At 62.8% G+C, this 17,651-nt stretch carries 19 protein-coding genes and 1 tRNA gene; 8 read left to right on the top strand and 12 right to left on the bottom strand.

Annotated elements, in window-relative coordinates; genetic code table 11:
- Window positions 1-19: 19 nt before the first annotated feature.
- Window positions 20-109 (bottom strand) — tRNA-Ser (locus tag ACIPZG_RS22280).
- A gap of 290 nt (window positions 110-399) precedes the next feature.
- Here ACIPZG_RS22280 and ACIPZG_RS22275 point away from each other — a divergent pair.
- The 3 genes from ACIPZG_RS22275 (at window position 400) to ACIPZG_RS22265 (ending at window position 3,084) form a co-directional block, all read left to right on the top strand.
- Window positions 400-1,089: a crotonase/enoyl-CoA hydratase family protein gene (locus tag ACIPZG_RS22275; protein WP_008092656.1), complete on the top strand. Its 690-nt coding sequence runs from the start codon at window positions 400-402 to the stop codon at window positions 1,087-1,089.
- A gap of 180 nt (window positions 1,090-1,269) precedes the next feature.
- Window positions 1,270-1,989, top strand: a complete 720-nt coding sequence (locus ACIPZG_RS22270) for a lysophospholipid acyltransferase family protein (RefSeq protein ID WP_400716944.1) — start codon at window positions 1,270-1,272, stop codon at window positions 1,987-1,989.
- A gap of 123 nt (window positions 1,990-2,112) precedes the next feature.
- Window positions 2,113-3,084, top strand: coding sequence for a magnesium and cobalt transport protein CorA (locus tag ACIPZG_RS22265; protein WP_400716941.1), 972 nt, complete (start codon window positions 2,113-2,115; stop codon window positions 3,082-3,084).
- A gap of 115 nt (window positions 3,085-3,199) precedes the next feature.
- On the opposite strand, the gene ACIPZG_RS22260 is transcribed toward ACIPZG_RS22265, so the two are convergent.
- The gene (locus ACIPZG_RS22260; RefSeq protein ID WP_400716939.1) at window positions 3,200-3,934 is read right to left on the bottom strand and encodes an amidotransferase; all 735 of its coding nucleotides are present in this window, start codon (window positions 3,932-3,934) and stop codon (window positions 3,200-3,202) included.
- Window positions 3,935-4,460: 526 nt separating this feature from the next.
- On the opposite strand from ACIPZG_RS22260, the gene ACIPZG_RS22255 reads away from it, so the two are divergent.
- Window positions 4,461-5,255 (top strand): c-type cytochrome, encoded by a 795-nt coding sequence (locus ACIPZG_RS22255; RefSeq protein ID WP_400716937.1) that lies wholly within the window; start codon window positions 4,461-4,463, stop codon window positions 5,253-5,255.
- A gap of 115 nt (window positions 5,256-5,370) precedes the next feature.
- On the opposite strand, the gene ACIPZG_RS22250 is transcribed toward ACIPZG_RS22255, so the two are convergent.
- From ACIPZG_RS22250 to ACIPZG_RS22235, 4 genes are all read right to left on the bottom strand, one after another.
- Window positions 5,371-5,703: a ribonuclease E inhibitor RraB gene (locus tag ACIPZG_RS22250; protein ID WP_400716935.1), complete on the bottom strand. Its 333-nt coding sequence runs from the start codon at window positions 5,701-5,703 to the stop codon at window positions 5,371-5,373.
- A gap of 174 nt (window positions 5,704-5,877) precedes the next feature.
- The gene (locus ACIPZG_RS22245; protein ID WP_400716933.1) at window positions 5,878-6,114 is read right to left on the bottom strand and encodes a hypothetical protein; all 237 of its coding nucleotides are present in this window, start codon (window positions 6,112-6,114) and stop codon (window positions 5,878-5,880) included.
- Between the two features lie 176 nt (window positions 6,115-6,290).
- Entirely contained in the window at window positions 6,291-8,345 is a 2,055-nt protein-coding gene (locus tag ACIPZG_RS22240) for an LTA synthase family protein (RefSeq protein ID WP_400716931.1), read from the bottom strand.
- 141 nt (window positions 8,346-8,486) lie between these two features.
- The gene (locus ACIPZG_RS22235; RefSeq protein ID WP_400716929.1) at window positions 8,487-8,678 is read right to left on the bottom strand and encodes a PLDc N-terminal domain-containing protein; all 192 of its coding nucleotides are present in this window, start codon (window positions 8,676-8,678) and stop codon (window positions 8,487-8,489) included.
- Between the two features lie 121 nt (window positions 8,679-8,799).
- Between ACIPZG_RS22235 and ACIPZG_RS22230 the strand changes: the two genes are divergently transcribed.
- Window positions 8,800-9,738: a ZIP family metal transporter gene (locus ACIPZG_RS22230; protein WP_400716927.1), complete on the top strand. Its 939-nt coding sequence runs from the start codon at window positions 8,800-8,802 to the stop codon at window positions 9,736-9,738.
- A 152-nt stretch (window positions 9,739-9,890) separates the two neighbouring features.
- On the opposite strand, the gene ACIPZG_RS22225 is transcribed toward ACIPZG_RS22230, so the two are convergent.
- Complete coding sequence (locus ACIPZG_RS22225) at window positions 9,891-10,421, bottom strand: hypothetical protein (protein WP_400716925.1); 531 nt, start codon at window positions 10,419-10,421, stop codon at window positions 9,891-9,893.
- Between the two features lie 60 nt (window positions 10,422-10,481).
- A complete protein-coding gene (locus tag ACIPZG_RS22220; RefSeq protein WP_400716923.1) occupies window positions 10,482-11,006 on the bottom strand; it encodes an ankyrin repeat domain-containing protein in 525 nt (174 codons plus the stop codon).
- Between the two features lie 266 nt (window positions 11,007-11,272).
- Between ACIPZG_RS22220 and ACIPZG_RS22215 the strand changes: the two genes are divergently transcribed.
- Entirely contained in the window at window positions 11,273-11,545 is a 273-nt protein-coding gene (locus tag ACIPZG_RS22215; RefSeq protein WP_400642792.1) for a DUF3509 domain-containing protein, read from the top strand.
- 125 nt (window positions 11,546-11,670) lie between these two features.
- Here the strand turns inward: ACIPZG_RS22215 and ACIPZG_RS22210 are convergent, their stop codons facing one another.
- From ACIPZG_RS22210 to aroC, 3 genes are all read right to left on the bottom strand, one after another.
- Window positions 11,671-12,207 carry an oxidase gene (locus ACIPZG_RS22210; RefSeq protein ID WP_400716921.1) on the bottom strand — a complete coding sequence of 179 codons (537 nt, stop codon included), beginning with the start codon at window positions 12,205-12,207 and terminating at the stop codon, window positions 11,671-11,673.
- On the bottom strand, window positions 12,207-13,361 hold the full coding sequence (locus ACIPZG_RS22205) for an MFS transporter (protein WP_400716918.1): 1,155 nt from the start codon (window positions 13,359-13,361) through the stop codon (window positions 12,207-12,209). The genes ACIPZG_RS22210 and ACIPZG_RS22205 overlap by 1 nt, the downstream gene beginning before the upstream one ends.
- 141 nt (window positions 13,362-13,502) lie before the next feature.
- Window positions 13,503-14,594 carry a chorismate synthase gene (gene aroC / locus ACIPZG_RS22200; protein WP_400642788.1) on the bottom strand — a complete coding sequence of 364 codons (1,092 nt, stop codon included), beginning with the start codon at window positions 14,592-14,594 and terminating at the stop codon, window positions 13,503-13,505.
- A gap of 164 nt (window positions 14,595-14,758) precedes the next feature.
- Here aroC and ACIPZG_RS22195 point away from each other — a divergent pair, with 164 nt between their 5' ends.
- A complete protein-coding gene (locus tag ACIPZG_RS22195) occupies window positions 14,759-15,721 on the top strand; it encodes an alpha/beta hydrolase (protein ID WP_400716915.1) in 963 nt (320 codons plus the stop codon).
- 81 nt (window positions 15,722-15,802) lie between these two features.
- Window positions 15,803-16,591: a hypothetical protein gene (locus ACIPZG_RS22190; protein WP_400716913.1), complete on the top strand. Its 789-nt coding sequence runs from the start codon at window positions 15,803-15,805 to the stop codon at window positions 16,589-16,591.
- Window positions 16,592-16,711: 120 nt separating this feature from the next.
- Here the strand turns inward: ACIPZG_RS22190 and prmB are convergent, their stop codons facing one another.
- Window positions 16,712-17,620 carry a 50S ribosomal protein L3 N(5)-glutamine methyltransferase gene (gene prmB, locus ACIPZG_RS22185; protein ID WP_008097810.1) on the bottom strand — a complete coding sequence of 303 codons (909 nt, stop codon included), beginning with the start codon at window positions 17,618-17,620 and terminating at the stop codon, window positions 16,712-16,714.
- Window positions 17,621-17,651: the final 31 nt, after the last annotated feature.

The raw sequence follows: 17,651 nt of genomic DNA, 5'->3' as shown, positions 1-17,651 counted from the left end.
GGGGGCTTTTCGCAGAATGTGGCGGTGAAGAAGGGATTTGAACCCTTGATACGATTTCTCGTATACACACTTTCCAGGCGTGCTCCTTCGACCACTCGGACACTTCACCGTTTTCCCTTCAAGGCTTTCACCCTGTCGAGGCGCGCTAATTTAGTGGAAGAGCTTTTCTTTGGCAAGCATTTTTTTCAAATTTTTCATGCATTTAAGCCAACCCACTGAAAAACCGAGGCTGCCAGGGCAATGCTGCCAAATTCGCCTGCGCTTTTACTGTCTGCCAGCACACTGCCCCGGCGCGGCAAGGCGTGGAGCCTGCGCGCTGACTGGCTGGTCAGCCTTGCTGCTTTACCTGGCCCGCGCCGCTGGGTAACGTCGTCGCCACGCCACTTAAAGGACTCTGTCATGAGCGAGCTGATTACCTACCACGCCGAAGACGGCATCGCGACCCTGACCCTGAACAACGGCAAGGTCAACGCCATCTCGCCGGATGTCATCGCTGCCTTCAATGCCGCCCTCGACCGCGCCACCCAGGAACGGGCCGTGGTGATCATCACCGGCCAGCCGGGCATCCTCTCTGGCGGCTACGACCTCAAGGTGATGACTTCAGGCCCCCAGCAAGCGGTCAGTCTGGTCACCGCCGGCTCCACCCTGGCCCGGCGCCTGCTGTCGCACCCGTTCCCGGTGATCGTTGCCTGCCCTGGTCACGCGGTGGCCAAGGGTGCCTTCCTGCTGCTGTCGGCCGATTACCGGATCGGTGTAGAAGGCCCGTACAAGATTGGCCTGAACGAAGTGCAGATCGGCATGACCATGCACCACGCGGGCATCGAGCTGGCGCGCGACCGCCTGGGCCGTGCGGCCTTCCACCGTTCGGTGATCAATGCCGAGATGTTCGAGCCCAAAGACGCGCTGGATGCCGGATTCCTCGACAAGGTGGTGCCGGCCGAGCAACTGCACGAAACCGCCCTGGCCGTGGCGCGCGAGCTGAAAAAGCTCAACATGCTGGCGCACAAGAACACCAAGCTGAAGGTGCGCAAAGGGTTGCTCGATGCGCTGGATGAAGCGATCGGGCTGGACCAGGGGCATATGGGCTGACCTTCACGGCCCTATCGCCGGCAAGCCGGCTCCCACAAGTACAGAGCAGGTCTTGAAGCCTGCGCGTTCTCTGTGGGAGCCGGCTTGCCGGCGATAGGGCCAGCGCAGATACACACCAAGGTTTGCCCCCGCCAGTGCACATCCGTACACTGCGCCGCGACTTCTGGTGTGAGTTGTACAATGCTCTACTCCCTTCGCATGCTCCTGCTGGCGCTGCACTTTTTGCTGGTTGGTTTCATCGGTCTGCTGATCGGCATGCTGCGCCCCTTCAACCGCGACAACAGCCGCGTGTTCGCCCGGCTCTACAGCGTGCCCGCCACCTGGCTGATGCGCATCAAGGTCAAGGCCGAGGTCGGCCCGCTGTGGGACCAACCGCCCGGCTGCGTGATCGTCGCCAATCACCAATCCAACTTCGACCTGTTCATCCTTGGCCATGTGGTGCCACAACGCACCGTTGCCATCGGCAAGAAGAGCCTCGGCTGGATTCCACTGTTCGGGCAATTGTTCTGGCTCGGCGGCAACGTGCTGATCGATCGCAGCAACGCCTACCAGGCGCGCAAGGCCATGCAGGTGACCACGCGGATCCTGCGTGACGACACCTCGATCTGGATCTTCCCGGAAGGCACCCGCAATCCCGAGGAGCAATTGCTGGCGTTCAAGAAAGGCGCCTTCCACATGGCCATCGAGGCCGGCGTGCCGATCGTGCCGGTGTGTGTCAGCCGCTACACCCGCCGCCTGAGCCTGAACAGCTGGCGCCAGCGCACGGTGATCGTGCGCTCGCTGCCACCGATCGCCACCGCCGGGCTCAGCCAACAGGACGTGCCGGCCTTGGTCGAGCAGTGCCGCACGCAGATGCAGCAGTGCATCGACCGCATGGAAGGCGAGCTGGCCAACCACTAGGTTGCTTGTGGGAGCGGGCTTGTCCCGCGAAGAAGCCAGCACCGCTACCCGAACCGACAGGTTGCTCTCCAGGCCACTACAGCCCAAGCTGTATCCCGTGTGCAACCGAACAAGTGGATCACCATGGGTCGAGTCGTGGCATCGGCGGTGTACGCCGCCGGCAGGAAGGTCACCAACATCAGCATCGATGAAGGCAGCGAGTGGGCGCGCAAGCCTGGGCATTTCGTCTGGATCGGCCTGGAAGAACCCAACGCCGAGGAACTGGCCAACCTGCAGCGCCAGTTCAACCTGCACGAACTGTCCATCGAGGACGCGCTGGAAAAACACAGCCGGCCGAAGCTTGAAACCTTCGGCGACGCGCTGTTCATCGTCACGTATTCGCCCGTGCGCCATGAGGGCAAGCTGGAGTTCATCGAAACCCACATCTTTGCCGGCAACGGTTACATCATCACCTGCCGCAATGGCCACTCGAAATCCTATGCCCTGGTGCGCCAGCGCTGCGAGGCGCGGCCGTTGCTGCTCGAACATGGCGAAGATTTCGTGCTCTACGCCCTGCTCGACTTCGTCACCGAGAACTACCAGCCGGTCAGCGAAGCGATCCATGGGGAAATCGAAGAGCTGGAGCAAAGCGTGCTCGGTGGCTCGCTGCAGGAAGAAGACATCAGGCGCCTGCACAGCCTGCGCCGCGACATCCTGCGCTTGCGCCGCTACGTGGCACCGATGGTGGAAGTGAGCGAGGAACTGCAACGGTTGAGCTTCCCGTTCATCGACAAGAACATGCGCCCGTATTTTCGCGACGTGCAAATCCACGTCACGCGACAGATGGAGGATTTGGCCGGGATCCGCGATATCGCCAGCCAGACCATCGAGATCGGCATGCTGCTGGAGTCGTCACGGCAGAGCATCGTGCAGCGCAAGTTCGCGGCATGGGCGGCCATCCTGGCGTTTCCCACGGCGATTGCCGGGATCTACGGGATGAACTTCCAGAACATGCCGGAGCTGGGGTGGCAGTACGGGTACTTCGGGGTGCTGGGAGTGATTGGGCTGGGGTGTTCGGGGTTGTATGCCAGCTTCAAGAAATCTGGCTGGCTGTAGGGCCTCTTCGCGGGACAAGCCCGCTCCCACAATGCCTGCAGCCTTCATGGCCTGTAGCAATGCTGTGGGAGCGGGCTTGTCCCGCGAATGGGCTACGCAGCAGCCCCCAACTTGATCAGGCCGCGCTATCGCTGGCCTTGCCCGACTGCTGAACGAATCGCATCATCCACTCGCCCACCAGATCGCCCTGGTGCTCGCTCGCCAGGCTCGCCACCGCCTTGTGATACACCTCATCGCCCAAATAATCCTGGCGCGCATCGAGCAACGCCCGCGAGTAGTCATGGACGAACTCCGGATGCCCCTGGAAACACAGCACCTGATCCCGAATGTGGTACGCCGCATTCGGGCAGAAATCGCTCGAGGCGATCACCGTGGCACCCTCCGGCAGCTCGGTGACCTGATCCTGGTGGCTGATCAGCAGGGTCAGCTCGGACACTTCCGGATCCATCCACGGCGCATGCGCCGCCAGCGAGTAACGGTGAATGCCCACACCCCAACCTTTGTCGGCGCGTTCGGCCTTGCCCCCCAGGGTCAGCGCCAGCAGTTGATGGCCGAAGCACACACCCAGCAGCTTCTCGCCACGCTCGTACAGCTTCAAGAGATAGGCCTTGAGCGTCTGGATCCAGGGATCGGTGCCGAACGAGTCGGCCTTGCTGCCCGTCACCAGGTAGGCATCGAAGCGCGCTTCGTCGGGGGGATAGTCGCCGTTCATCACGTTGTACACACAAAACTCGGCTGCGATCGGCTGCCGCGAGAAGAGCTGCTCGAACATCCTTCCGTAGCCCTGGTACTGCGCGGTCAACTCCGGTCGCAGGACATCGGTTTCAAGGATGCAGATGCGTAACGACATAGGGATAGTCCTGAACGACATGAGTGGGAATCTGTTGTAGAGACTGACGCGAAAGACACGTACAAGCAAGTAGGCTGCACTGACGAACGGTCACATTTTGTCGGACAACTTTACCCGCAAGTGCAGCCGTCTAGGAAGGACATGCCAGCGAGCTGGCCCTTGGCCTCATAGCAGAAAGCGATTTCAGTTTTACTCAATAGAACAAAGGGTTCTGAAACAGGGATGACGTTGCCCCTACTGTTGGTTGTATATCGATTTCAAGAGGTATTTCAGTACCGGCGTGCAGACACGCCACTGTGATCGACCCCAACGTGACAGGAAGCCAAACGGGTATTCAGGAATAACAACAAGAAGGCGGTCCGCCATGTTCAGACAATCGAAACTTCGCCAAGCTGGGCTCATTCTGTTCGCCACGACCTTGCTGCTGATTCTGCCGAACCTTACACGCTTGTTCGGATGACGGTGGCTGTGGCCTTCACTGGCAATGCACAGGTAATCTGCCGGCCTTGATGGTTGGAGATTGCCTATGCGCCGTTGCCTTGCCCTGCTTGCCTTGCTCGCTAGCCTGCCGCTGTCGGCGGCGCAGTTGCACCTGGAGCTGGGCGGTACGCCGCGCCAGCTCGACAGTACCGAATTGCTTGCACAAGCCCAAGAAATCACCCTCGAACAGGATGTTTCCTATAAGCGGCCCATGCGCTATCGCGCCGTGCCACTGGCCACGCTGCTGCACGGCATCGATGCCGATGACCACCTGCAGGCCGTGGCACTCGATGGCTTTGCGGCCGAAATGCCCGCTGGGCCGTTGCTGCAGGACGGCCCTGCACGCGCCTGGCTGGCGGTCGAAGACCCGGCCGAGCCTTGGCCAGCACTGGGCACCGGCAAACCCAGTGCCGGGCCGTTCTATCTGGTATGGACCGACCCACAGGCGAGCGGCATCCGGCCCGAGCAGTGGCCCTTCCAGATCGCCACGATCCGCCGCCTGGCCCCCGTCGAACAACGCTTCCCGGCGCTGCTGCCGGACGCGAAACTGCCGGCCAACGACCCCGTGCGCCACGGGTTTGCCTTGTTCCAGCAGAATTGCCTGGCCTGCCATCGGCTCAATGGCGCGGGCGATGCGCAGTTCGGGCCGGACTTGAATGTCCCGCACAACCCGACCGAGTATTTCCAGCCGGCGTTCTTGCGCCAGTACATTCGTGACCCGCAAAGCTTGCGGCAATGGCCGCAGGCGCGGATGCCGGGGTTTGCCGAAAGTGTGTTGAGCGAGCAGGAGCTGGATGCCTTGTTGGCTTATCTGGGGCATATGGCCAAGCGCAAGCCTTGAGCTTGCGGTGGCCTCTTCGCGGGACAAGCCCGCTCCCACAGGTACCCCAGTATTTTCAGATTCAGAGAAGTACTTGTGGGAGCGGGCTTGTCCCGCGAAGAGGCCACCGCAATATTCAGGCTATCGGCCGTTCGTGTTTGACGCCCCACCCTTCGACTTCTCCGCCGTAAGGTGAAACGACCTGCTCGAACCGCTCCTCGAAGTCACCGATGCCCCCGTAAGTGGCATACATGACCTTGCTCAGCTCCAGGTGCCAAACGCCATCGTCACGCTCATGCACCTGAGCATTGAGCGATTCGCCCTGAAACTGCCCAGCCGCCCGCCGTGCATTGGCTTCGTCGGGAAATACCGCGTAGAACTCGATGGGATGGATGCGGGTGAAGTCAAAACCGCCAGCTTTCATCTGGCGCAGGACATTGCTGCTGATATCGTCGTTCTGGCTGCTCATGAATCGTCCTCCCGAATAAAGCGATGGATAGACTTTCCGTGCACTACGCACCTGCCGACACCTCCGGCAGATCGAGCTGATGCAAGACGCGAACTGAATGGGTGCCGCCCCGCAGAAAAGGCCGACACCTCCCACCAGCGTAGTGCCTGCCAGGACACCACGCCAACCTGTGGGTCAGGGGGTTTCTTTGATGCTGGTGATGATCACGCCGTTCTGCTCCTTGAGCCAGCGTGCCGTGGGGGATGGGGCGCGGTCCTGGAAGTCGTTGAGGTCCAGCTCATCCATGACCGGAAACAGATGCGAACGAATGGCGCGGGCCGCCTCTTCCTCGCTGGGGCACTGTTCACCGTGCATCAGCAGCGTGGTCGGCTCGCCTTTCTGGTCGGCAAAGATGACTTCCCACTCTTTCATTGAATAGCCCTCAAGCAGAGAACACCGGGGTGATGCCTGTAATTGCTTGACCGTGGGCGGGGGGATTTGTTCAGTCAGCTGAATTCAGTGGTGGCCCTATCGCCGGCAAGCCGGCTCCCACAGGTGCATTGTGCGCTTTACCTGTGGAGGCCGGCTTGCCGGCGATAGGGACACACCTACTTAGGTGTGCCGTGCACTACACCCGCGGTGTTATCCAGCAAGCTCTTGGTCGCGGTCTGGATGTACGCTTCGAGCTTCTTGAGCATTTCCGGCTGGTCCGGGCTTTCGATCAGCTCGGCCTTGAACTCGCGACCCAACTGGTAGCGGTACATGCGCGGGCTCATGTCCTTCGACTCGATGAGGATGCGGTCACCCTCGACCAGGCCGACGATCTGCTCGCTGCCAGACGGCTTGATCATGCCAACGCCCTGGTCGCCTTCCGGCAGGTTGAGCAAGTCACGCCCCCAGCACTGGTGGCGAGCCTGGCCACCGAGGCGGCCCATGATGGTCGGCACGATGTCGACCTGGGTACCGACGGTGTGATTGACCGCACCGAACTTCTCCTGGATGCCCGGAGCGATCAGCAGCAGCGGCACGTTGAAGCGGCCCAGGTCGAGCTCGGTGACCTGCTGATGGTTGCCGAAGCCGTGGTCGCCGACGATCACGAACAGGGTGTCCTTGAAGTACGGCTCTTTACGCGCCTTCTCGAAGAACTGGCCCAATGCCCAGTCGGAGTAGCGCATGGCGGTCAGGTGTTCATCCAGACGGCCCTGGCCTGTGACCTTCTCGACCGGCAGGTCTGCTGGCAGCGCATAGGGCGTGTGGTTGGACAGCGTCTGCAGCAGCGCGTAGATCGGCTTCTTGCCGTCGTGCTTGGCCAGTTCCTCGTTGCCACGGTCGAACATGTCCTGGTCGGACACGCCCCAGGTTGGGTCGGAGAACACCGGGTTGACGAAGTCGTTACGGCCAATGAAGGTGGTCATGCCCTGGTTGCCGAAGAAACCGGACTGGTTGTCCCAGGCAAAGTCGCCGTTGTAGACGTAGACATCGTCGTAGTCGCGGGCGCTGAGCAGTGCCGGCAGGCCGGATAGCTTGTGGCCGCCCTCCGGGGTCTGCATCAGGTACTCGAAGCCTGGCAGGTTCGGGAAGCAGGCCATGGTGGCGAACATGCCCTGGTGGGTATGGGTGCCGTTGGAGAAGAAGCGGTCGAACAGCAGACCCTCCTTGGCCAGCTTGTCGAAGTACGGGGTGATGTTGTTCGGGCTGCCCAGGGCACCGACCGAGTGGCCGGCGAAGCTTTCCATCAGGATCACCACGACGTTCTTGATCGGCAGGGTACGCTCGGCCGGCGGCACGAAGTCACGGCGGATAGCAGCCTCGTCGGCATCGACCAGGGTGTCGTTCGGGGTCAGCAGCTGCTCACGCACGGTCTGGGTGGCCAGGTTCTGCTCCAGCACCGGCTTCCAGATATTGGCGCGGTCTTCGCCGAAGCGGCTCTTGGCGGCGTCGATCAGGGTCAGGGTGCCGTTCAGGCCCAACTGGTTGACGAAGTTGGAGTCGGTGGTGAAAGCATCACCCCAACGCATCGGCGGGCCCTGGCGCAGAGTGCCACGGGCGGCGACCACGGCCACCAGCAGAATCACCATGAACACGGCGAGGCGGTTGTACCAAGGCGCCACGCGTTGCAGGCCATTGCCCCGGGTCAGGCGGTCGATGCCCTTGAACAGCAGGCTCAGCAGCCAGGTGCCGAACAGCCAGGCGAGCAGGTAGCGAACCACCGGGAAGCCGTACCAGAGCATGCTCATCACGGTCTTCGGGTCTTCCTTGATGTACTGGAAGACCAGGCCGTTCAGACGCTGGTGGAACTCGCGGTAGAAGTCCAACTCCATCAGGCCGAGGAACATCACCACGCTCGAGGTGATCGTCAGCCAGAAGCGGAACAGGCCACGCTGGGCCATCGCCCACGGGCTGAGGATCGCCAGCAGCAACGGAATGCTCAGGTACACCACTACCCGCAGGTCGAAGCGCAGGCCGTTGAGGAAGCCTTCGGCGACCGTGGCGTAAGGGGTGTCGCCGATCATGTCGCTGTTGTAGACCAGCAGCGCAAGGCGCACCAGGCTGAGCATCAACATGATTACCAGGCCGCTGAGCAGCGTATAGGCCAGGTGCGATTTCAAGGTCGGCGTGAAAGCTCGCGCGCCCTGTTGCTTCAAGGCATCCGTGTTAGCCATGAATGGGGAAGTCCTAGGATTGCGGTTTGCGGAGATGGCGCTGGCACTAGACCAACGCAGCATTGTGCGGGTGCGGATTCTGTTTAAACCAATGTGAAAATTTTGTCACGGACCTGTTGCGGTTTTTGTCTGCCGCGGCCTTCAAGCGCGCATATTGGCGCGCGGCCCGGCGATCGCCCAAATCACCAGCCCGATCACTGGCGCCAGTACGATCAGTAGCATCCACAGTACCTTGACGCCTACCTTGCTACCGCTTTTGAGCACATTGAAGATTGCCCAGATGGCCAGGGCCAGGATGATCAGCCCAACCAGGCAATTGAATGTCGAACCCATGCTGCCCCCTTGAAATGCGCGAGACCGCGCATGATCGGCTATCAGGTCGATAGAAGGGAATCCTTGGTCACGCGAGCCGGTCTCTGGATAGACTGCTTGTATCCATCAGTTCGAGGTGCCCATGCCCCCCGCCCACCCCCAAAGCGCCGCCTCCCCCTCCCTGCTGAGCGCCTGGCGGCAACAAGCGATCAACACCCCATGGCTCAGCGCCGGCCTGGGCGTGAGCCTGCTGGCGGTAATCGTGCTGCTGGCGGCCAGCTTCTGGAACGCCATCAACGGCGACCATGCCGACAACCTGCACCTGGCAATGCTCGGTGGTTTGTCCGGGTTCGGCGCCACGGCATTGGGGGCGGTGCTGGCCGTTGTGCTGCGCGACGTCAGCGCCCGGAGCCAGGACGTGATGCTCGGCTTTGCCGCTGGCATGATGCTCGCGGCCAGTTCCTTCTCATTGATTCTGCCGGGCCTGGATGCCGCCCGCGAGATCACCGGTAATGGCCCGGGGGCAGCGTTCACCGTGGTGCTGGGCATGGGGCTTGGCGTGCTGCTGATGCTCGGCCTCGATCGCTTCACCCCCCATGAACATGAAAGCACCGGCCCCTGCGGCCCCGAGGCCGAGCGGATCAGCCGGGTGTGGCTGTTCGTGCTGGCAATCACCTTGCACAACCTGCCTGAAGGCATGGCGATTGGTGTGAGCTTTGCCAACGGCGACATGAACATCGGCCTGCCGCTGACCAGCGCCATCGCTATCCAGGATATTCCCGAAGGGTTGGCCGTGGCCTTGGCGTTACGCGCGACTGGGCTTTCGAACTTGAAGGCGGCGTTGGTGGCGATTGGTTCGGGGTTGATGGAGCCGCTTGGGGCGGTGATTGGCCTGGGGATTTCCACTGGTTTCGCCCTCGCCTACCCGATCAGCATGGGGTTGGCGGCTGGGGCGATGATTTTCGTGGTGTCCCACGAGGTGATTCCCGAGACCCACCGTAATGGGCATCAGACTGCGGCAACCCTGGGGTTGATGGGTGGGTTTGCAGTGATGATGTTTCTGGATACTGCGCTGGGCTGATTGAACTGATTGGCGGCCCATCTGTAGGAGCGGCCTTGTGTCGCGAAAGGGCTGCGAAGCAGCCCCAGGTTCGTTGGAGCGCTACAACTATTGCTGGGGCCGCATCGCGGCCCTTTCGCGACACAAGGCCGCTCCTACAAAAGAATTGCGCCTTAAACGTGAACCGCGACCTTCAAGGCCTCCAACGCCGGCTCCACCTTGATCCCCACTTCTGCCCCCAGCTCCAGCACGCGCGCCAGGTCGTTCTGCCCCACCATCACCATCTGCAGCTCATCATCGAGCAACTGGCTGAAGTTCAGCAGCACATAACCCCCCGCCTCTTTATTCAACGCCCCCATCTGCACCTGAATACGGTTGAGCGCGGTCAGCGGCTCGGTGCGTGCCAGCTGCTTGGGCTTGAGGGTGAACGGCACGCTCTTGTCGAACGAATCGCTGATGTGCTGGAACAGCTCCTGATAGCTGTCGGCCTGGAACACCACGGTATCCGGCAGGCTGCCGAGCACGACCCACTCACCCAGGGCGATCGGGTAACTGTCGTCATAATTGATGTCCGGATTGGCGGACAGGAAAGCGGCGGGGTCAGCGTAGGCTTGGGCGGCCTCGTCGGCGATGCGCTCGATGTCTTCATCGCGCATGCAGCCGGCGGCAATGAGGCTGATGAATTCGAGCAACTGGTTTTTCATGAACGGGGGCCTGCGACGGGTGAAAAGTCGCCAAGGATAGCCGCAAACGCCCCCGAACGGTTAGCCGGCCAGCGCCTGCAAGCGTGCCGCGGCTTCCACTGCGCCCATGGTCTGCGCCGCCATCAACGCGGTGACGCCACGGGCATCGCGGTGAGCCGGGTCGGCGCCCTGGGCCAGCAGGTAGTTGAGGATCTCGCCGCGGTTGAACATGGCCGCCAGCATCAGTGCGGTACGCCCGTCCTGTGCGGCGGCATCCACCGGCACCCCCTGCTCCAGCAGCAAGCGAATCATCGCCAGATCGCCCTTGAACGCCGCCCCGGCAATCGGCAACTGGCCGTTGTCGTTGGCGATCAACGGGTCGGCGCCATGGGCCAGCAGCACGCGCACCGCCTCATGCTGGCCGTGGTAGCTGGCCAGCATGAGCAAGGTGTCGCCCTTGTGGTTGCGCAGGTTGGCCGGCAGGCCGCTGGCCAACAACCGTTCAAGCATCTCGGCGTCACCCTGGCGGGCACGCTCGAACACCTGCTCGGCGAAGGCAGCGATTTCTTCATCGGTCATGGCAGCGGGCGCATGTTGATCGGACATCTGGAACCTCCTGGCAGAAAAGATTGCCCAAGTGTTTGTCAGGCACGTGCACGGGGTCAAAGGTTCAGAATCTATAGGGCCGATAGGCGTTGCGTGACTCGTGCAAAATGCACTGTGCAAAATGCACGACCATGCAGCCTGCACGACGCCGCCTTCTGCAAATGCTTGTAATTCATTGAATTTAAAGGGTTTTTATTCAGAAACCGTTCTGGCACGGTCACTGCAACAATCAACTCACGTCTGCCCACCAACAGTCAGGAGTTGATATGGACCTCATCCAGGAAAAGTTCGTCTCGGTGTTCCCGGCCTACCAGGTCGCCACCCAGCCCCGTCCCGATGGTGGCATCCTGCTTACCCTTCGCGCCGCTGACAGCAAAGTGACTCGCCGGGTGCTGACTTACGCGCAACTGCACAGCGCCGAACAGCTGTCCTGGGCGATCAGCGCCATTCGCCGTGACTTGGCCGAACAGGCCAGTGAACTGCCGGTGATCACGATGCTGCAGAGCCAGCAACGGTTTGCGCTGCCGACCTATCGTTGAGTTTGCCTGTGCCGGCCTCTCGCGGATAAATCCGCTCCTACAACAACAAGTTGCTGCATTGCCCATAGGGATGGCGGGGCACTTGTGTAGGAGCGGATTTATCCGCGATGAGGCCCGGTCAGGCACTAAAGTTCATCAATGCCCAAAAACAACCGAGCCGTCTCATCACCCGTAAACCGTGGCTCCACCCCCTGCTCGCTGGCAAACAGCCGCAGCGCCACGCAGAACGGGTTATCCCCTAGCTCCACCCAGCGCCGCGTCTTGGCCGGCACCACCAGCTGGTCGCCCTTCTCGCACAACACTGCATACACGTAGTCACCCAGACGCAACCCGACCTGGGCACGGCCGCTCACCACCGCAAATACTTCTTCGGCGTCATGCACATGCTCGTCGCGCAGGTCGACCTGCGCCGGTTGCGCGCCATCACGATCGAGCACGCGGAAGGCGGCACTGCCGTGCGCGGTCATCAGTTGGTCGAGCAGCTCACGGCAGTCGTCTTGTACCGCTTGCTCGCCCATGCCTGGCCGTACGCGCAGATCCAGCGGCTGGTGCATGAAACGCACACCCTGCTCGGCCAAGGTTGCAGCGATATCGTCGTGGTGGGTCAGTACCTTGTTCGGCAAGTCCGGGCTGGACGGGTGGAAAACACAGAGGATGCTCATCAGCGGCGGGTCCTGGTCGATTTCAAACGAGTGGCAATGATAACGGCTGCAGCCAGTGCTGCGGCGCTGGCCATACCAAAGGTGAAGGTCGGCCCCAGCAGTTTCCAGCTGTAGCCTGAATACAGCGCCCCCAGGGCACCGCCCGTACCCGACAACGCCGCGTACAGCGCCTGGCCCTGGCCTTGCTGACGGGCGCCGAAACTGGCCTGGACGAAGGCAATCGATGCCGCGTGGAAACAGCCGAAGGTGGCCGCATGCAGCACCTGGGCAAAGACCAGCACGCCTGGCTCGGAGGCCAGGTTGCCCAGCAACAGCCAACGCAGCGCCGCCAGCAGGAAGCTGACCAGCAGCACCTGCTGCACGCTGAAGCGCGCGAAGATTCGGCTCATGGCCATGAATATCAGCACTTCGGCCACCACCCCCAGCGCCCACAACAGGCCAATGGCACCGCGGCTGTAGCCCAGGTGCTCCAGGTGCAAGGTGAGGAAGGTGTAGTACGGTCCGTGGCTGAGCTGCATCAATGCCACGCACACATAGAAGGCGATCACGCCTGGCGCCGTCAGCTGGCGCAGGAAACCGCCGGCTCCCTCGCGCTCCCCCTGCTCCACCGGCTGGGCGTTGGGCACCCACAGGCTGGCGGCGACGATGCCAGCCATGATCGTCACCAGCGCGACCGGGTAGATGTCAAGGCTCAGCCATTCGAACAGGCGACCCAGGCCCACCACGGTGAGGATGAAGCCTATCGAGCCCCACAGCCGCACCTGGCTGTAGCGTGAGGTCTGGCCGTGCAGGTGGGCCAGGGTGATGACCTCGAACTGCGGCAGCACCGCGTGCCAGAAGAACGCGTGCAGGGCCATTACCAGCGCCAGCCAGGCGTAGCTCTTGCCGAAGAAGATCAGGGAAAAGGTGGCCAGGGTCGACAAGGCGCCGAGCCGCACGATCAGCAATCGCTGGCCCGTGCGGTCGCCCAGCCAGCCCCACAGGTTGGGGGCGATGCAGCGCATCAGCATGGGGATCGCCACCAGCTCGCCGATGCGCGCCGGAGGGAAGCCAAGGTGGTCGAAATACAGGGCCAGGAACGGGGCCGTGGAGCCCAGCAGGGCGAAGTAGAACAGGTAGAAGCTGGACAGGCGCCAGTAGGGGATCGAGGGCATGAAATGGGCCTTTTCGGTGTCTGTACCGGCCTCTTCGCGGGGCAAGCCCGCTCCCACAGAGCCAATCCCACAGGTAGAGTCAGCTGTGAAATTGATCCTGTGGGAGCGGGCTTGTCCCGCGAAGGGGCCGGTAAAGACGAATCAGAGCTGGCCCAGTACCGGCGTCGTGACCTTCACCTCGGCATTCTGCCCACGGTGACGCAGCAGGTGATCCATCAGCACGATGGCCATCATCGCCTCGGCAATCGGTGTCGCACGAATGCCCACGCAAGGGTCATGGCGGCCTTTGGTAACGACCTCGACCGGGTTGCCATGAACGTCGATGGAACGGCCCGGCACGGTGATGCTGGAGGTTGGCTTGAGCGCCAAGTGGGCGACGATCGGCTGGCCCGAACTGATACCGCCGAGAATGCCGCCGGCGTTGTTGCTCAGGAATCCTTCCGGGGTCAGCTCATCACGGTGCTCGGTGCCGCGCTGGGCGACGCTGGCGAAGCCTGCGCCGATTTCCACGCCCTTGACCGCATTGATGCTCATCAGCGCATGGGCAAGTTCGGCATCGAGGCGGTCGAAGATCGGCTCGCCCAGGCCCGGCATCACGCCTTCGGCAACCACGGTGATCTTCGCCCCGACCGAGTCCTGGTCGCGGCGCAGTTGGTCCATGTAGGCCTCCAGCTCCGGCACCTTGTCCGGGTCGGGGCTGAAGAAGGCGTTGTTTTCCACCGACTCCCAGCCCTTGAACGGAATTTCGATCGGGCCCAGCTGGCTCATGTAGCCACGCACCTGGATACCCTGGGTGGCCAGGTACTTCTTGGCGATGGCGCCGGCCGCCACGCGCATGGCCGTTTCACGGGCCGAGCTGCGGCCACCGCCGCGGTAGTCGCGCTCGCCGTACTTGTGGTGGTAGGTGTAGTCGGCGTGGGCCGGGCGGAACAGGTCCTTGATCGCCGAGTAGTCCTTGGACTTCTGGTCGGTGTTGCGGATCAGCAGGCCGATCGAGCAGCCCGTGGTGCGGCCTTCGAAGACGCCGGAAAGGATCTCCACTTCGTCGGCTTCCTGGCGCTGGGTGGTGTGCCGGCTGGTGCCGGGCTTGCGCCGGTCGAGGTCGTGCTGCAGGTCGGCGAGGGAAATTTCCAGGCCCGGGGGGCAGCCATCGACAATGGCGACCAACGCCGGGCCATGGCTTTCGCCAGCGGTGGTGACAGTGAACAGCTTGCCGTAGGTATTGCCGGACATGGACGCTCCGCGAGTCTGCCTGATGTGAACGAAAGCGGCAGTATACGGAAAATTTCACAAGGAATGCTCGCCTGTACCGGCGATAAGGCCAGGAGCAACAATCCGGCTGCCGAACCTTCCGGTAAAGACAGTGTCAAACCGCTATCTCACCATGTAGTACCCCCATGATGTCGCGCCTCGTCGCCTTGTTCTTCATGTTTTGCGCAGGCCTGGCCCAGGCCGCCTCCCCCACCGTGCTGCAACGGCCCATCGACCTGGACACCGGCCAGGGCGTGCTGCACGGCAGCCTGCTGCTGCCGCAGCAGGCCACGCCACCGCCAGTGGTGCTGATCATCGCCGGTTCCGGCCCCACCGACCGCGACGGTAACAACCCAGCCTCGGGGCGCATCGACAACCTCAAGCGCCTGGCCCTGCTGCTGGCCAACGAGCACATCGCCAGCGTGCGCTACGACAAGCGCGGCGTCGCCGCCAGCCAACCGGCCACGCCCGACGAACGCAACCTCAGCGTCGAGCGCTACGTCGCCGACGTGGTCGCCTGGAGCCGCAAGCTCAAGGCTGACCCGCGCTTCGGCCAATTGATCCTGGTCGGCCACAGCGAAGGCGCATTGATCGCAAGCCTGGCCGCCGAGCAGGCCGGCGCCAGCGCCGTGATCACCCTGGCGGGCAGCGGCAGGCCACTGGCCGACGTGGTGCGCGAACAACTGGCGCGGCGCCTGCCGCCGGCGCAACTGGCACGCAGCGACGCCCTGCTCGACCGCCTGCAGGCTGGGCATACCAGCCTGGACGTGCCCGCACCCCTGCGCCAGGTGTTCCGCCCCAGCGTGCAGCCCTACCTGATCTCACTATTCCGCCAGGACCCGGCGCAAGCCTTCGCCCGCCTGCCCATGCCCGCCCTGATCGTGCAGGGCCGCAACGACGTGCAAGTCGACGTGGTCGACGCCGAACGCCTCAAGGCGGCAAAACCAGACGCCCAACTGGTACTGATCGATGGGATGAACCACATGCTGCGCATCAGCCCCAAGGAAATGCGCCTGCAGCGCGACAGCTACCTCAACCCGGAACTGCCCCTGGCCCGGGAGCTGGGCGAGCGCATCGTGACGTTCATTCATCAGCTGCCCTCAGCCTGAGGAGATCGACGCACAATGGCCTCAGGTCCGGGGCGATACGGCCGATAAGCTCGGTATTGGCCTGTATTCGAGAACACCCTGATGACCGATGCCCCCGCTGCCGTAGAACCGGCCGAAGCGCCACAAGCCCCGGACAGCGCTTTGCTGCCCTGGGACGACCTTGCCGTCGAGCACTTCCAGCTGCTGCGCCTGGCGCCGCTGCCCACCGACCGCAACAGCGGTGCACGGCCGCTGCGCTTCGTCGAGTTCGGCCATGCCGAGCGCCACGACAAAGTGCACAGCTTGCTGCGCCTGGAAATCCGCCTGCCCGGCCAGAAAGTGCGCAAGGAACAGAACCAGCTGGATGTGCGCGTCGACCACACCGAGCGCAGGGTCAGCATCGGCAGCGACAGCGGCCTGCAGCTGGAGCCCCTCAACCGCGGCCTCGGCCGCTTCCTGCTGGGCCAGGCGGTGCAGTGGCTGCAGCGCCGCTGGTCGCACTACAAGGTTGAAGGCATGGCATTGCCGAACAGGGATGCGATGAACGAAGACACGCGGCTGCGCCGGGATCGCTTCTTGACTGCCACCGGCATCGAGGTGGAATACGCCGACCCGCAGCATCTGAAGGGCAGTACCGTGGAGACGACCGTCGGCCAGCTGAAGGGTGGCTGGAATACCGAGAAGGTCCAGCGGGTGGACATGCTGGAGGCCGCCGGCATGCTGCAGCAGGCCGAACAGCAGTTGCTGGAGAAGGAAGCGCAACTGCGCGAGCGGGATGAGCGGGTGGCCAAGTATCGGCGCGAGGACAGCGGGTTACGCTTTACCATCACTTGCCTGGTGGCGTTTGCGGTGTTTCAGGCTGGGTTGCTGATCTGGATTGCTACTCGTTGAAACCGGGGGCCGCTTTGCGGCCCTTTCGCGACACAAGGCCGCTCCTACAGAGGATCGCGGTGTTCTGTAGGAGCGGCCTTGTGTCGCGAAAGGGCTGCAAAGCAGCCCCAGGCTCCAGCATCAGACGCGCGCCTTGAACAGCTCCTGATGCTGCCTGCACTGCTCGGCCGTCAACATGAACACCCCATGCCCGCCGCGCTCGAACTCCAGCCAGGCAAAGTCCACTTCGGGGTACAGCGCCTCGACATGCACCTGGCTGTTGCCTACCTCGACGATCAGCAAGCCCTTTTCGGTCAGGTGATCAGCCGCCTCGGCCAGCATCCGACGCACCAGGTCCAGGCCGTCGTTGCCGCAGGCCAGGCCCATTTCCGGCTCGTGGTGATACTCCGCCGGCATGTCGCCGAAGTCCTCGGCATCGACATACGGCGGGTTGGACAGGATCAGGTCGAAACGCTGCCCCGGCAGGCCGGCGAAACCATCGCCCTGCACCGTGAAGACGCGCTCGTCCAGGCCGTGGCGCTCGATGTTCTGGTTGGCCACCTCAAGTGCTTCGAAGGACAGGTCGGCAAGCACCACTTCGGCCTCGGGGAAGACCTCCGCCGCCACGATACCGATGCAGCCGGAACCGGTGCACAGGTCGAGAATGCGCGCAGGCTCGGCGGCCAGCCACGGCTCGAAGCGTTTCTCGATCAGCTCGCCGATCGGCGAACGGGGTACCAGCACACGCTCGTCGACAATGAACGACATGCCGCAGAACCATGCCTCGCCCAGCAGGTAGGCGGTTGGCACACGGTCCTGGATGCGGCGCTTGAGCAGGTGCTGCAGGCGCACCCGCTCGTCGTCCTCGAGCTGGCAGTCCAGGTAGCTGTCGGCCACCTCCCATGGCAGGTGCACGGCACCCAACACCAGCAGGCGGGCTTCGTCCCAGGCATTGTCGGCACCGTGGCCGAAGAACAGCTCGTGCTCATGGAAGCGGCTGACCGCCCAGCGGATATGGTCGCGCAACGTGCGCAGACGAGATGTGATCACGGGGTACTCCTATTCAGACCGGACAAAAGTG

This window comes from Pseudomonas sp. NPDC089395, assembly GCF_044749525.1.
In the GTDB taxonomy this organism is placed as follows: Bacteria; Pseudomonadota; Gammaproteobacteria; order Pseudomonadales; family Pseudomonadaceae; genus Aquipseudomonas.
Note: the sequence above shows the minus strand (reverse complement) of the source record. Positions and strands in the feature narration are given on the sequence as shown.

What these genes read in the sequence shown, in the direction of transcription:
- ACIPZG_RS22275 (WP_008092656.1), top strand. Translation starts at nt 400, where the DNA reads ATGAGCGAGCTGATTACCTACCACGCCGAAGACGGCATCGCGACCCTG.
- ACIPZG_RS22270 (WP_400716944.1), top strand. Translation starts at nt 1,270, where the DNA reads ATGCTCTACTCCCTTCGCATGCTCCTGCTGGCGCTGCACTTTTTGCTG.
- ACIPZG_RS22265 (WP_400716941.1), top strand. Translation starts at nt 2,113, where the DNA reads ATGGGTCGAGTCGTGGCATCGGCGGTGTACGCCGCCGGCAGGAAGGTC.
- ACIPZG_RS22260 (WP_400716939.1), bottom strand. Translation starts at nt 3,934, where the DNA reads ATGTCGTTACGCATCTGCATCCTTGAAACCGATGTCCTGCGACCGGAG.
- ACIPZG_RS22255 (WP_400716937.1), top strand. Translation starts at nt 4,461, where the DNA reads ATGCGCCGTTGCCTTGCCCTGCTTGCCTTGCTCGCTAGCCTGCCGCTG.
- ACIPZG_RS22250 (WP_400716935.1), bottom strand. Translation starts at nt 5,703, where the DNA reads ATGAGCAGCCAGAACGACGATATCAGCAGCAATGTCCTGCGCCAGATG.
- ACIPZG_RS22245 (WP_400716933.1), bottom strand. Translation starts at nt 6,114, where the DNA reads ATGAAAGAGTGGGAAGTCATCTTTGCCGACCAGAAAGGCGAGCCGACC.
- ACIPZG_RS22240 (WP_400716931.1), bottom strand. Translation starts at nt 8,345, where the DNA reads ATGGCTAACACGGATGCCTTGAAGCAACAGGGCGCGCGAGCTTTCACG.
- ACIPZG_RS22235 (WP_400716929.1), bottom strand. Translation starts at nt 8,678, where the DNA reads ATGGGTTCGACATTCAATTGCCTGGTTGGGCTGATCATCCTGGCCCTG.
- ACIPZG_RS22230 (WP_400716927.1), top strand. Translation starts at nt 8,800, where the DNA reads ATGCCCCCCGCCCACCCCCAAAGCGCCGCCTCCCCCTCCCTGCTGAGC.
- ACIPZG_RS22225 (WP_400716925.1), bottom strand. Translation starts at nt 10,421, where the DNA reads ATGAAAAACCAGTTGCTCGAATTCATCAGCCTCATTGCCGCCGGCTGC.
- ACIPZG_RS22220 (WP_400716923.1), bottom strand. Translation starts at nt 11,006, where the DNA reads ATGTCCGATCAACATGCGCCCGCTGCCATGACCGATGAAGAAATCGCT.
- ACIPZG_RS22215 (WP_400642792.1), top strand. Translation starts at nt 11,273, where the DNA reads ATGGACCTCATCCAGGAAAAGTTCGTCTCGGTGTTCCCGGCCTACCAG.
- ACIPZG_RS22210 (WP_400716921.1), bottom strand. Translation starts at nt 12,207, where the DNA reads ATGAGCATCCTCTGTGTTTTCCACCCGTCCAGCCCGGACTTGCCGAAC.
- ACIPZG_RS22205 (WP_400716918.1), bottom strand. Translation starts at nt 13,361, where the DNA reads ATGCCCTCGATCCCCTACTGGCGCCTGTCCAGCTTCTACCTGTTCTAC.
- aroC (WP_400642788.1), bottom strand. Translation starts at nt 14,594, where the DNA reads ATGTCCGGCAATACCTACGGCAAGCTGTTCACTGTCACCACCGCTGGC.
- ACIPZG_RS22195 (WP_400716915.1), top strand. Translation starts at nt 14,759, where the DNA reads ATGATGTCGCGCCTCGTCGCCTTGTTCTTCATGTTTTGCGCAGGCCTG.
- ACIPZG_RS22190 (WP_400716913.1), top strand. Translation starts at nt 15,803, where the DNA reads ATGACCGATGCCCCCGCTGCCGTAGAACCGGCCGAAGCGCCACAAGCC.